General features: G+C 36.4%; 17 protein-coding genes. All 17 read left to right on the top strand.

Annotated features, from left to right (window positions below; translation table 11 throughout):
• The first annotated feature begins 3 nt into the window (after window positions 1–3).
• Entirely contained in the window at window positions 4–1017 is a 1014-nt protein-coding gene (gene eutC / locus AC6CHV_RS15140) for an ethanolamine ammonia-lyase subunit EutC (RefSeq protein WP_498079148.1), read from the top strand.
• 12 nt (window positions 1018–1029) lie between these two features.
• Window positions 1030–1683 (top strand): ethanolamine utilization microcompartment protein EutL, encoded by a 654-nt coding sequence (gene eutL, locus AC6CHV_RS15145; RefSeq protein WP_341332120.1) that lies wholly within the window; start codon window positions 1030–1032, stop codon window positions 1681–1683.
• A gap of 19 nt (window positions 1684–1702) precedes the next feature.
• Window positions 1703–3232 (top strand): acetaldehyde dehydrogenase (acetylating), encoded by a 1530-nt coding sequence (locus tag AC6CHV_RS15150; RefSeq protein ID WP_498079149.1) that lies wholly within the window; start codon window positions 1703–1705, stop codon window positions 3230–3232.
• Between the two features lie 53 nt (window positions 3233–3285).
• The gene (locus AC6CHV_RS15155) at window positions 3286–3579 is read left to right on the top strand and encodes a BMC domain-containing protein (RefSeq protein ID WP_335393997.1); all 294 of its coding nucleotides are present in this window, start codon (window positions 3286–3288) and stop codon (window positions 3577–3579) included.
• A 31-nt stretch (window positions 3580–3610) separates the two neighbouring features.
• Window positions 3611–4267, top strand: coding sequence for a phosphate propanoyltransferase (pduL, locus tag AC6CHV_RS15160; RefSeq protein WP_341332118.1), 657 nt, complete (start codon window positions 3611–3613; stop codon window positions 4265–4267).
• Entirely contained in the window at window positions 4264–4935 is a 672-nt protein-coding gene (locus AC6CHV_RS15165; protein ID WP_498079150.1) for a hypothetical protein, read from the top strand. The genes pduL and AC6CHV_RS15165 overlap by 4 nt, the downstream gene beginning before the upstream one ends.
• Window positions 4936–5217 (top strand): EutN/CcmL family microcompartment protein, encoded by a 282-nt coding sequence (locus tag AC6CHV_RS15170; RefSeq protein ID WP_341332116.1) that lies wholly within the window; start codon window positions 4936–4938, stop codon window positions 5215–5217. It begins immediately after the preceding gene.
• A 2-nt stretch (window positions 5218–5219) separates the two neighbouring features.
• Window positions 5220–5636: a BMC domain-containing protein gene (locus tag AC6CHV_RS15175; protein ID WP_341332115.1), complete on the top strand. Its 417-nt coding sequence runs from the start codon at window positions 5220–5222 to the stop codon at window positions 5634–5636.
• Window positions 5637–5682: 46 nt separating this feature from the next.
• Window positions 5683–6627 (top strand): malate dehydrogenase, encoded by a 945-nt coding sequence (gene mdh, locus AC6CHV_RS15180; RefSeq protein WP_341332114.1) that lies wholly within the window; start codon window positions 5683–5685, stop codon window positions 6625–6627.
• 222 nt (window positions 6628–6849) lie between these two features.
• Window positions 6850–7029: a DUF6376 family protein gene (locus tag AC6CHV_RS15185; protein WP_341332113.1), complete on the top strand. Its 180-nt coding sequence runs from the start codon at window positions 6850–6852 to the stop codon at window positions 7027–7029.
• 235 nt (window positions 7030–7264) lie between these two features.
• Window positions 7265–7939: an FCD domain-containing protein gene (locus AC6CHV_RS15190; protein ID WP_121445155.1), complete on the top strand. Its 675-nt coding sequence runs from the start codon at window positions 7265–7267 to the stop codon at window positions 7937–7939.
• Window positions 7940–7993: 54 nt separating this feature from the next.
• Window positions 7994–9046: an NAD/NADP-dependent octopine/nopaline dehydrogenase family protein gene (locus tag AC6CHV_RS15195; protein ID WP_341332112.1), complete on the top strand. Its 1053-nt coding sequence runs from the start codon at window positions 7994–7996 to the stop codon at window positions 9044–9046.
• Window positions 9047–9079: 33 nt separating this feature from the next.
• Complete coding sequence (locus AC6CHV_RS15200; protein ID WP_498079151.1) at window positions 9080–9658, top strand: hypothetical protein; 579 nt, start codon at window positions 9080–9082, stop codon at window positions 9656–9658.
• A 30-nt stretch (window positions 9659–9688) separates the two neighbouring features.
• Window positions 9689–10498 carry an energy-coupling factor transporter transmembrane component T family protein gene (locus tag AC6CHV_RS15205; RefSeq protein ID WP_341332111.1) on the top strand — a complete coding sequence of 270 codons (810 nt, stop codon included), beginning with the start codon at window positions 9689–9691 and terminating at the stop codon, window positions 10496–10498.
• Window positions 10499–10538: 40 nt separating this feature from the next.
• Window positions 10539–12302 (top strand): energy-coupling factor transporter ATPase, encoded by a 1764-nt coding sequence (locus tag AC6CHV_RS15210; RefSeq protein WP_498079152.1) that lies wholly within the window; start codon window positions 10539–10541, stop codon window positions 12300–12302.
• Window positions 12303–12405: 103 nt separating this feature from the next.
• Entirely contained in the window at window positions 12406–13293 is an 888-nt protein-coding gene (locus AC6CHV_RS15215) for an NAD(P)-binding domain-containing protein (RefSeq protein ID WP_498079153.1), read from the top strand.
• A gap of 152 nt (window positions 13294–13445) precedes the next feature.
• Window positions 13446–14040: FCD domain-containing protein (locus AC6CHV_RS15220; protein WP_498079154.1), on the top strand; the 595-nt coding region annotated here is incomplete at its 3' end.

A 14040-nucleotide genomic window follows, 5' to 3' on the forward strand; every position in this document is an offset into this window, starting at 1 on the left:
CAAATGAATCCAGATTTAGTTGAGATGGTCACTAAGCTCGTTATTGAAAAGTTACAGAATGAACAAGGCACAGATGAACAGCATTCTGTTGTTGAAAAACAAGAAGAAACAGCTGTTACATTTTGGGATCATTCTTCTAATTCAAAAAAGAAAGAGACATTCCATTCTACAGTTCATGAAGAAAGTACTGAATCTTTTGGGGATGTTATTCAGATTAAGCCTTATACCAATAATTCAGAGGGGCCAATCGAACAGGAATCAGATATACCAACCAACCTTGAGACACTAACCGGAATTGAAAATCCTAAAAACCCAGATGAGCTTAAGGAATTAGTTTCGAAAACACCTGCTCGAATTGGAATTGGTAGAGCTGGTCTTCGTCCCAAAACGAATACTTGGTTAAAGTTTAGATATGACCACGCTGCAGCTGTAGATGCTGTCTATGGAATGGTGAATGATAAGCTTCTACAAAGCTTGGAACTATTTAAGGTGGAAACGAAGGTAAACGATAAAGAGGTTTATATTCGCAGACCTGATTTTGGAAGAAAATTATCAGATAAAGCAAAGAAAACAATCCTTGAAAAATGTAAGAAAACCCCGACAGTTCAAATTATTGTATCTGATGGGTTAAGCTCAAGCGCAGTCGAAGAGAATGTGGAAGATGTTTACCTCTCTTTACAACAATCTTTGAAAAGTCTTGGCATTGATACAGGGACATCCTTTTATATTGAAAAAGGTAGAGTCGCTGTAATGGACGATGTCGGTGAAATCCTTCAACCAGATGTTGTGGTTCTCTTAATTGGTGAACGCCCGGGACTTATTAGTGCAGAATCTTTAAGCGCATACCTTTGTTACCAGCCAAGAATAGGAACAATTGAAGCAGACCGGATGGTGATTTCAAACATCCATAAGGGCGGTATTCCCCCTGTAGAAGCCGGTGCTTATATCGGAACTGTGATTCAAAAAATATTAAAATATGAAGCTAGTGGAGTATCACTGGTTCAGAAAGAATCATAGGAGGTAATCAATTTGGCCTTAGAGCGAATTTATGCTGATATTTTAGCTGTTCGTATCATACCAAATGTAGATCCTGTTTTGGGAAGGGAATTGAACCTTGGACCTCATCAGCGAAGTTTGGGAATCTTTACATCAACCGTTGATGATATTGGATACACAGCTTTAGATGAAGCAACGAAAAGGGCAGCTGTTGATGTTGTCTATGCGCGATCGTTTTACGCTGGGTCTGCTCATGCTTCAGGACCTCTATCTGGTGAAATGATAGGTATCTTAGCAGGACCAACACCAGATGAAGTTCAAAGTGGAATAGAAGCTGTACTACAAACTGCTGAAACTGATGCATATTTTGAAGCGTTTGATTCAGAAAAAACGCATGCAATATATGCTCATGTTATTTCTAGTTCTGGTTCTTACCTCTCAAAAGAGGCAGGTATCAATCAGGGAGAACCGATTGCTTATTTAATCGCACCTCCTCTTGAAGCAGTATATGGTTTAGATGCAGCTTTGAAGGCTGCAGACGTAGAATTAGTTAAGTTTTTTGGACCACCGTCTGAAACGAACTTTGGTGGAGGATTGCTGACAGGTTCACAATCTGCTTGTAAGGCAGCAGCCGATGCGTTCCGAGAGAGTATTCTACGGATTGCTGAAAATCCATTGAAATATTAAATAGAAAGGAGTTTGTCCTGTGCAATTTGACCAAGATCTCCAATCCATTCAAGAAATGCGCAATGCGGTTAAACGCGCAAAAGAAGCGCAGCTGAAGTACTTGTCCTTTACACAGCAGCAGGTTGATGAAATTGTTGAACGTGTTGCAAAAGCTGCTTATTCAAAATCACTTGAACTTGCAAAGATGGCTGTTGAAGAAACAGGGATGGGTATTGTTGAGCATAAGAAGATAAAGAATGAAGTAGGTTCGATGGCCGTCTATGAATCAATTAAAGATGAAAAGACGGTTGGAATTGTTAATGAGGACCGAGTGAGGAGAGTAACAGAAATCGCCTATCCTTTCGGAGTTGTAGCTGGGATTATTCCCACGACAAACCCTACTTCGACTGCTATTTTTAAGGCATTGATTTCCTTGAAAACTAGAAATGCAATTGTTGTAAGTCCACATCCACATGCCATTAAATGTACAGTAGAAGCACTGAAAATTTGTGAACAGGCAGCGATTGAGGCTGGAGCTCCAGAAGGGCTGATTGGTTGGATTTCAAAACCTTCCATGGCTGCAACATCTGAATTAATGAAGCATCGTGATATTGACGTTATTTTAGCAACTGGTGGTGGTGGTTTGGTAAGGGCTGCTTATAGCTCTGGCAAACCAGCTTATGGTGTAGGACCAGGAAACGTACCTTGTTATATTGAAAGGACAGCAAATGTTTCGAAGGCCGTTTCAATGATTGTAGATAGTAAATCTTTTGATAATGGCACCATCTGTGCAACAGAGCAAGCGCTTGTTGTAGATAAGAATATTAAAGATATGGTGATTCGTGAGCTAAAAAATAATGGATCATACATGTTGAACGAAAGTGAAAAGGCAAATCTAGAAAAACTCATATCACCAGAGCCAGGAAAATTGAATCCTGCAATTGTCGGTCAAAGTGCGGCTAGAATTGCGGAGATGGCAGGATTTACTGTACCGTCTGATACCAGAATATTAGTTGCTGAAGAAACGAATGTGGGAAAAAGTGTACCGTTCTCAATTGAAAAACTTTCTCCAATATTTGGCTTCTATACAGCAGATAATTATGAAGAAGCGAAAGAATATTGTACAAAGCTTCTTAATTTAGGTGGAAGAGGACATAGCTTAGCGCTTCATACAAATGATGAAAAAGTTGCAAATGAATTTGCTCTTGAAATGCCAGTTTCAAGATTGATGGTAAATACACTTTCGTCAATTGGGGCAGTGGGTGCAACAACAGGCTTATTGCCATCCTTGACTTTGGGATGTGGTTCCTTTGGTGGGAATATCACTTCTGATAATGTAACAGCTCGTCATCTAATTAATATCAAGAGAATGGCATATGGAATTAAGGAAGTTTCGATTCCTAAACCATCCTCTTCAAATACAACTAGTAAACAAGAAACGAGCAAACCTCAAAGTATTGATGATATTGTAAAAAAAATCTTGAACAAAGTACCATCGAAAAATGAAATTGATGAAAAGCAAGTAGCAGAAATGGTGAACCAAGTTATAAAAAAATATCAAATGAATTAACAAATTTATTAAAATATAAAAATTAAAAAACGAACCTATAGGAGGAAATAAAAATGAGTAGAGAATTAACAGCATTAGGAATGATTGAAACTAAAGGACTAGTTGCTTCTGTGGAGGCTGCTGATGCGATGGTAAAGGCAGCAAATGTTCACTTAGTAGGTAAAGTACACGTTGGTGGAGGCATTGTAACAGTCTTAGTCCGAGGTGATGTAGGTGCAGTAAAGGCTGCTACTGATTCTGGAGCTGCTGCAGCTCAGCGTGTTGGGGAAGTCATTTCAGTACACGTTATTCCACGACCACATAATGAATTAGAAAGCATTTTGCCAAAATTAGAAATCCAAGAATAATAAATAGACACATAGGTTAGGAGCATGAAACATGAATCAACGTCTCATAGAAACGATTGTGGAGGAAGTTGTTTCCCAATTGAATGGGATAAAGGCAAAACCTTATTCTATTCCAATCGCAGTTTCTGCTCGACACTGCCATTTGAGTATAGGTGACCTTGAAGAACTATTTGGTGAAGGATTTAAGTTAACAAAAAAAGCGGATTTGTCACAGCCTGGACAATTCGCAGCAAATGAATTCGTTACGATTGTGGGACCAAGAGGCAGCATTGAAAAAGTGCGCATTCTTGGTCCTGCGCGTAATATGACCCAAGTAGAGATTAGTCAAACAGATTCTATTAAACTTGGCGTAAAGCCACCTCTTAGAGAATCTGGTAATCTTGAAGGATCAGCACCAGTTACTATTGTTGGACCTAAAGGAAGTATTTACAAAAAAGAAGGATTAATCATTGCCCAGGCGCATATTCACATGAATCCTGACGAGGCACAGAATCAAGGTGTAGAAGATGGAGAATATGTGAAGATAGAGGTTCAAGGAGAACGACCGATTACTTTTGGCAAGGTGTTAATTCGTGTTTCACCAAAATACGAACTCGAAATGCATGTCGATACAGATGAAGCGAATGCTGGTTTTTTAAAAGGAAAAACATTTGGGAGAATTGTTAAGTATGGGGAGAACGGATCATGATTGATCGAGAGATGATTGAAAGAATTGTAGGAGAAGTTGTTGCAAGGCTATCGGTAAAGGACCCCCATATAATAGAGAAACCAAATTTACTAGTAGTTGGGGATATTTCGTTTGCAGCGCCTGAACAATTATCGAAATTACAAGCGAAATGGTCGATTAGCAATTATGTGGGCGAGGAAAAAGTAAGATTGGATCATATCAACCATGTACTCTTTATGCACGCAACACAGGACTTGCTTGTAAAAGGGGCTTTGGGAATATTTGACACACCCGAAAGTAAATTACTTTCTCGATGTTTCATGGAGTCAACTCCTGTAACAATTGTACCCACTATCTATTTAGAGGACCGTTTATTTTCCGAGAGTCCCATTAATAAAGCATATGTTACTCACCTAAGAGGATATATTGATTCACTCCTATTGTTTGGAGCAAGGGTAGGCACTTTTGAGCGCTTTGTAGAAGCAAATAATGAAACCACTGCCTCAAGTCAAAAGGATAAGCTACGATCTAAAAAGAAAAAGATTTTGACAAGGCGTGATATACAGGATTGTAAGGAGAATTTCATAGAAGTGGATTCTAATACAATTATGACACCGTTAGCTAGAGATACCGCTAGAGAAATGCAAATAGACATCAGGATACTTGATTCAAAAGGGGCGAAAATTTAAATGGAATTAGGGACAGTAATTGGAAACGTTTGGGCTACAAGGAAAGAGGATGAGTTACAAGGATTAAAATTCTTAATTGTGCAACCTGAACATGCAGACCGAACGAATGCTGGAGTTCCATTTGTTGCAGTAGATAGGATTGGAGCTGGATTTGGTGACCAAGTTCTTGTAACCCGTGGAAGCGCAGCTGCTAATCTATCTTCTAGTGAAAAAAAGATACCAATAGATGCCCTGATTATTGGAATTATAGATTCTGTTGATGTAGAAAAAGAGGTGAAATGAACGTGGGTAGAGCATTAGGAATGATTGAAACGAGAGGATTAGTCGGTTCGATTGAGGCGGCGGACGCAATGTTAAAATCGGCGGATGTTACGTTGGTAAAACAAGAAAAGGTTGATGCAGCCCTTGTTACTGTTTTAGTTCAAGGCGATGTGAGTGCTGTCCAAGCTGCTGTAGATGCCGGAAAAGAGGCGGCAAGAAGAGTGGGGGAACTTATTTCCGCACATGTCATCCCACATCCGGATGAATCAATCAACTCTACATTATTTGAAAGTAAGAAAGAAGAAAAGGGAAAAAGTTCACCAGTACCTACAAAATCAGCAACACCAAAACGTAATACAAGAAATTCTAAGAAGAATGCAACAAACGTCAAGAGTGAAACACCAAAAGCCGAGCCTAAGCAAGATGAGAAAACAGAATAATATTTATCTAATGGATAGACAACATGACTAAGAACGGAGGAGAAAAATGGCTTTTACACGAAAGAAATTAGCTGTCATTGGTGCAGGGTTTACCGGTGCAACAGCCGCTCTTATGCTAGCTCAAAAAGAGCTGGGAGATGTTGTATTAGTTGATATTCCTTCACAATCAAATCCTACAAAAGGGAAAGCCCTTGATATGCTAGAGGCAAGTCCAGTTCAGCGCTTTAACGCTAACATTACAGGGACCTCTAATTATGAAGATATTCAAGACGCTGATCTAGTCCTCATAACCGCTGGTATTCCGCGTAAACCAGGTATGAGCCGCGATGATTTAGTAGCAACAAATGAAAAGATTATGATTGAAGTTTCAAATAATATTAAGAAGTATGCTCCCAATAGCTACATTTTAGTTTTGAGTAATCCAGTCGATGCAATGACCTACGTGTGCTATAAAACAACAGGATTTCCAAAGAATCGCGTTATTGGACAATCAGGTGTTCTAGATACAGCTCGTTTTAATACCTTTGTTGCAGAAGAATTGGGAGTTTCGATTGAGGATATTTCAGGATTTGTTCTGGGTGGACATGGGGATGATATGGTTCCACTTGTTCGCTATTCCTATGCAGGAGGCATACCTCTTGAAAAATTACTGCCAGCAGAACGAATAGCAGCTATTGTGGAAAGGACGCGTAAAGGCGGAGGCGAAATCGTCAACTTGCTTGGCCAAGGTAGTGCCTATTATGCACCAGCTGCCTCGATGGTCGAAATGACAGAAGCAATCCTTAAAGATAAGAAACGAATCTTACCATCTATTGCCTATCTAGAAGGTGAATATGGCTATAAGGATATTTACCTAGGTGTTCCAACCGTTTTAGGTGGTAATGGAATTGAAAGTATAATCGAAATTCCGTTAACAAATGATGAAAAAACAGCCCTTGCAAAATCGGCACATTCTGTAAAAAATGTATTAAGTATATTAGAAACCAAATAAAATGGTTGTCTAAAAAGTACATTTTGGGATGAAGCGTCCCCAAATAATCTCAAATAAAAGACCACTTCCTGATTAAGAAGATAGCCATTATCGGGAGTGGTTTATATTGTCATCAATATAGTGGCACTGAATGGAAGGTGATGTTTTCCAAAATCTTATGGAGGAACCTCTATATATCCACCACATCAAAGTTGATTTTTTGCCGTATTGGGATTTAAATGTTTGAAACAATGCTTACTGAAATCCAGGAAGACATGGAAACCTTCAATGGACTTCAGCCACCAGGAGTCGCAGCAACAAATCGTTGAATATAACAAACAAGAAGAAGAAGGCATCAACTTGTATCTACACAATATCGAGAATGGACAATTCGATCCAGCTCTTCTTGAAAATAGTGAGTGAGTTATTTCATACGTTACAGAACGTAACGAATACAATAGATCAGATTCAACAGTTAGGGCAATTAAATATTAACAGGCGCAGCTCTTTTTAATAGGGCTAGCGCCTTTTTTATTATTTGTAAACGAAGAAAAATTTTTCATTAAAATAAACTAAATTTTCTTTACATTTAAAACATTTAGAAATATAATTGTATACAAATATTCAATTATTTTTTTATATTAGGGGAGGTGAAAAAATGCATTTGAAAAAAACGTCGATGACAAGAGTTTCTGCAAAAGATATCGCTTATACAGAAATAAAGGAACGTATTATTAAGTGTTCTTTTAAGCCAGGACAACCAATCATTGAGGATGAATTAGCAAAAGAATTAGAGATTAGTAGGACGCCCTTAAGAGAGGCGCTTCAACGTTTAGAAATAGAGGAGTTAGTAGAACGACAGTCAAATGGTCGTTTAAAGGTAGCATCTATTTCTGTACAAGAAGTGAAGGAACTATTTCTTGTCCGAAGCTTGTTAGAAGGAATCATTATTATCGAGGCAATTGATAATATTACAGAAAATGACATTAAGCATCTTGCTTATCATGCTTTTATGATTAAAAATAATTCAACTAAAAGCAACTACGAAGATGTAGATCATTTTGGAGGTCAGTTCCACACAACGCTATACACACTTAGCAACAACCAGACAGTTATAAAAATTTTATTTCAACTGAATGATAAAATCTCAAGATATCGACGTCTAGCACATCAAGTAGATACAAAGAAAACCTCAGATGAGCATGAGACAATCCTAAACTTTATTATTCAAAAGGATAAATTGAATGCAGAATTAGCAATCAAAAAACATATTTTAGATTCAATGGAACAAGCCGTAATAGGGGTGGAACAATATCTAGAATCTTTGAAGTGACAGATCGTTTTATCAGTTAAGTATTTTAATTAAATAGCTGCAAGGAGGAGTTATATGTCTTTCGCTGTCATTGGAGCAGGTAATACAGGTCAAGCTATTGTTGGATACCTCTCTTTACAAGGAAAGAAAGTAAAGCTTTATAGTCGAAGTCCGGTAAAAGCAGAAATTCTATCTTTTCAAGGTCTAGAATTAAAAGGGGTTTATACAGGTAGAGTTCCAATCCAAGTATCATCTCAAATGGAGGAGGTAATTGATGATGTAGAATATATTATTATCACGTCTACAGCTTCAGGACATAAATCAATATTCAAACAACTAAAACCACATTTGAAAAAGAACCAAACAATTGCAATATTCCCTGGATATTGGGGAGCAATTGAATGTAAGGCAGTGCTTGGCGATGATATTGAAGAGAAAAATCTTACAATCGCTGAAACAAGCGCAATGCCTTTTATATCAAAAGCCGATTCCACTGGATCTGTAACAATCAGTAGAATTAAGCAAAATGTACAAATTAGTGTAATACCTACTTCTAAGAATCTTACAATCTCAAAATACTTCCTAGAAACATTCCCACAATTAATTCTAGCTAACAATGTTATCGAAACTTCCCTGAACAATTCAAACGTCGTAGTACATACTCCAATCACTTTGTTTAATGCTAGCAGAATCGACTCAGCAAGTGAATTTAGATTTTACGGTGACGGAACATCACCATTGACTGTTTCATATGTTGAAAAACTGGATGAGGAAAGGATCAAACTTGCTGAACATCTTAATATAAAAACACAAAGTATCCTATCTATTTTAAACGAGTTTTATAAAACTGATTACCCAAGCTTATACGAGGCACTTCCGGGATTATTTCCAGACGGATTAGCACCAACTACTTTGGACTACAGATATGTCACCGAAGATATTCCATATGGGCTGGTGCCGATTTCAGAGTTAAGTAGAAAAGTAGGGTTAGAGACGCCATATACCGACTCACTTATTAATACAGCGTCACTGTTAATGGAAAGAGACTTTAAAGCGGAAGGAATAAGTTTTGAGGGATTTACAGTAGAGGATATTAATCATTTGAGAGGGCTTACACCATACATTTAAATAAAAAAATATGAATATGTAGGAGGTTATGTGATGTCACAAGTAGAGTTAGGTACTAAGCTTTCAATGGTAAAAAGAAAGGTAACAGCGGTTGATTTAATTACAATTGTAATATTTGCTGTTTTATATCGTGTACTTTGGTATTTCTTCAAATTTGCTGGTGTTGTTTTCCCGTTTAACCATACTTTTGTTTACCTGTTCTGTGCTTTTGCTTTAGTGCTATGTTGGGTAGTTGTAAGAAAACCTTATGCGTCTGTTTATTTTACGGCCGCGTGGTGCGCCATTAACTTCTTCCTACAAGGCGAACTCCCAATCTATTGGATTCTAGTTGTGATTGCACCGATTCTACCGGAATTATATTTAAATAGCAGAAGTAAAGCTTTTGCCAATCCAAGCGATGTTTATTCTAGTATAAAAGATTTGATTGTAGCTGCCTTACTTTACAATGCGATTTATGAGATTTTCGTTTGGTGGAGCATTGTGTATCCATATCAAATTCCAGTGCCATTCCATCTAATTGCGATTGTATTTGCGATATCTCTAGTAGGGATGGTTATCGGAACAGTCATTGCAAAGCCACTTGGTGAAAAATTAAAAGCCCTTTTAGGATAAGTAAAATTGATTTGTATGGAGGTGTAAAATATGGCAGCTAGCGATTTTGTTGCAAATCTAGATAAAGGAACGTGGGTTCATAAATTGGATCCACGCGCAAAATTACTTTTAATAATTGGTTTCGTCGTAACACCTTTGTTATTTATGGATCCCCTATACTTAACGATTATCCTATTAATTGGTATTCCTATTTGGTTATCAGCGAAGATTCATATGAAGTCAATCATGCCTTTGCTTGGCACAATTGTCATACTTGCCATGTCAGCAGTTATTTTTTCTACTTTTTATAATTATGAACAAGCAAATGCCAATGTCCTTTTTTCAATAGGTTCACTCCATGCGACAGATATTGGTCTATATTCTGGATTAGTCCTTGGATACAGAATTGCTATTCCATGTTTTATGACAATTGTTATTATAACGACAACTGATCCTGCGTTATTGGCAAAGGGTTTAATGAAGATGAAGGTTCCTATGAACATTGCCTTTATGTTTTTAGGGACTTTAAGGTTCTTCCCATTAGTATTTGAAGAATTGACGAATATTTCAAATGCACAAACGATTAGAGGGGTTAACAAAAAAGGGATAAGAGGAAGCTGGAACAGTTTTAAACTAGCAGCTTTTCCATTGTTGATTAATTCTTTAAGAAGAAGTAGAACAATGGGACTGGCCGTTGAGAGCAAAGGATTTAGCAAAATGGCTTGGCGTGAATACTACCAAGATATGAAACTTGAAAATAAGGATTATGTAGTCATTGTGCTAACGATTGTATTTTTTGCCGGTGCGTTGTATGTGAGATACGGTCTCGGGTTAGGTGCAGATAATTCATTTATTGCATAAGTACAGTGTTACAATAAATCCTTTGCAAAGGAGCGGAGTTATGAGCACAGATTCTATTATTCATGTAAAAGATCTTAATTTTTCGTATCCTAGTGTTGAAAAAAAGACGTTGAAAAATATTAATTTACAAATAAACAAGGGAGAATTCGTCCTATTATCGGGTACAAGTGGAAGTGGGAAGACAACTCTAGCAAAATGTCTAAATGGCATTATTCCACATTTATCCGACGGAAACCTGGAAGGTGACATTGTCATTAATGGAAAAAACACTCAATATGTTCCAATGCATGAACTTTCTTCCGAGATAGGAATGGTCTTTCAAAACCCAGAAGATCAGATTTTCTCAATACGAGTAGAGGACGAAGTGGCATTCGGAGTAGAATGTCAGGGCTACACTCAATCAGAAATCAAGGAACGTGTTGCATATGGTCTTCAAAAGTTACGGTTAGAGGATATTAAGAAACAAATTACATTTTCTTTATCAGGTGGACAGAAACAGAAGGTATCCATTGCTAGTAACCTAGCGATGTTACCGTCTATCCTTATACTTGATGACCCTACCACTGACCTTGATCCAGTTAGTAAGCAGGAAGTGATGGATATTCTTGCAGAACTAAAGGAAGAATTAGATACTACTTTTCTAATTATTGAGCATGATTTGAATGATTTAATTGAATTTATTGATCGAGTGGTTATCATGCATGAAGGGGAAATTTTGTATAATGGTAGGCCTGATGAGATCTTTAATAAGCACTTCTATGAACTCAATCAATTAGGAATACGAATCCCTGATCATATTAGACTTGCAAAATATTTATATGAAAAAGGATTTACTCTAGATAATTTTCCTATCACAAAAAAGGAAGTTTTGGAGTGGATAAAGCAACTACTTACTTCTAAAAAGTTAACATTTCCAGAACAAAAAAATCTACCAAAACAAGATAATACAGAACTAGTTGCATCCTTACAAAATGTTAATTTTAGTTATAATAAAGAAAAACAAATACTCCATGATATTAATTTAGACATTCGAAAAGGTGAACTATTAGCAATCGTTGGTCATAATGGCTGTGGGAAGTCTACATTAATGAAAAACTTAATTGGACTTTTAAAACCTACCCATGGGGATGTCGAAATCAATTCTAAAAATACAAAGAAGAGTAAGGTGCAGGATATCATATTAGATATTGGATATGTATTTCAAAACCCAGATAATCAATTATTCTGTAACACAGTTGAAGATGAAATAAAATTTGGGTTAAAGAATAGAGGTTATGCGGAAGACATTATCAATCAACAGTTAGAGTTGGCTATTAAGACAGTTGGACTTCAAAATAAAAGAAAAGAACATCCTTTCTCTTTGAGTAGAGGGGAACGTCAAAGATTAGCAGTCGCAACCATGTTGGTGTCAAATCCGAAAATTATTCTGTTGGACGAACCAACTACTGGGCAGGATGAACAAAATTTAAATTCCCTGTTATCCTTAATGGAAACGTTAATTAATGATAATCAAGCAACCATCGTTATGATTACTCATGATATGGAAGTGGTAGCTCAGTATGCAAGTAGAGTGGTTGTAATCGACGCTGGAAAAGTGGTGATGGAAGGAGATCCAAATGATGTATTCTTTAGTAATTACGAAAAGCTTCGTTCATTAAAGCTTAAGCCGCCTATTATCTCACAATTTTCTGCAGAGCTTAGTGAGTCTGGATTTCCTCATGTCTCGAATTGGAACAAATTTAGTGAGCAATTCATTCAAAAAGACAAAGAATTAGCCGAAGAATCTAAAAGGTCAATTGTTTAATTGTATCTTAATACACCTACTCATGTTAATACACCTACTCATGTAGTAGGTGTATATTTTATTCCAATTACATTGGATATAACGCATTATAAATGAGAAAGGAATGAGCAAAATAGAAAAAAAAAATAGTATTGTTATAGGTTTTATCGGTATAGGCGTTATGGGGAGTGCTATGGCTAAAAATCTTTTACTAAGTGATTACAAAATAAATATTTACACAAGAACTAAGGAAAAAGCTTTAGACTTGCTAAGATTAGGTGCGAATTGGATGGAATCTGTTAGTGAAGTTACATTAAACTCAGACGTAATAATTACTATGGTAGGCTTACCTTCTGATGTTGAAGATCTTTATTTGAAAAAGGACGGTATTATAAATAATGCGAAAAAAGGCACAATAGTAATTGATATGACAACGTCAAAACCCTCCTTGGCCAAAAAAATATTTCAGAAAGCATTATCGAAAGGGATATTAGCGCTTGATGCACCAGTTTCTGGAGGTGAAGATGGTGCTAAGAACGGTAGTCTTACTATCATGGTAGGTGGATCAGAGTTTGATTTTAAAAAAGCGCTACCTATTTTAGAAACGGTGGGTAAAAACATTTATTATAAAGGTACAGCTGGAGCTGGACAGTATACAAAGATTTGTAATCAAGTGGCAATGGCTAACAATATGGTAGGTATATGTGAGGTAATAATTTTCGCGAAAAAAGCTGGTCTGGACCCAAAAGGAATAATTAGAACATTAACTAATGGAACATCCAATAGCTGGGTTATGGAAAACTTAGCAAATAAAATGATTGAAGGCGATTTCAAACCAGGTTTTTATGTAAAACATATAGTTAAGGATTTGACTATTGCTTATGAAACCTTTGAAGAAATGAATGTGGATGCACCTGGATTGAAATTAAGCTTATCTTTGTTTAAACAGCTGGTAGAAATGGGAGAAGAAAATAATGGCACGCGAGCATTAATTAAGGTATATGAAACCTAGGTTTATTCTTATTCGCAAAATAAATATAGTGAAAAATTACAAAATATATTGACAATTATAAATATTTAAATTAACATAACTGTATACAATAATTGTATACAGTTTTTGAATGCAAAAAATGGATGCAAAAATACGAATAGCGAGGTAATTCAATGCATAATCAGTTCAATAGCCCACCAACAAAAGGTTCAGCTAAAGATTTTGCTTATTATGAAATTAAAAGAAGGATAATAGATGGTATATTACAACCTAATCAACCTGTTAGTGAAGAGGATTTATCCTCAAAATTAAATATCAGTCGAACACCTTTAAGAGGTGCTTTAGAGAAACTTGAATTTGAAAAAATGGTCATACGTCAGCCTAATGGAAGGCTAAAAATAGCTCCAATTTCTGTTGAAGAAGTAAAGGAAATATTTAAAGTAAGATCTAAATTAGAAGAAATTGCTGTTGCCGAGGCTACAGAAAATGCTACACAAGAGGATTTGAGGAATCTAAAGGATATCGCTGATAAACTTAAAGATGCATCTAAAGAGGGGAACATCGAAGAGCTTTTAAATTATGGAGTTGAATTTCATTCGTATATTTATGAATTGAGTCGTAACGGGACAGTTAATAACTTTTTATCACAATTATATGACCATATTCATAGATATAGGCGCTTAGTTCCTAATCAGAGTGTAGAACGAGCAATAGAAGAGGGAGAAGAACATCAGCTTATTTTGGAATGTATTACAAATAAAGATATAA

This window comes from Ferdinandcohnia sp. GQ5, from assembly GCF_059759275.1.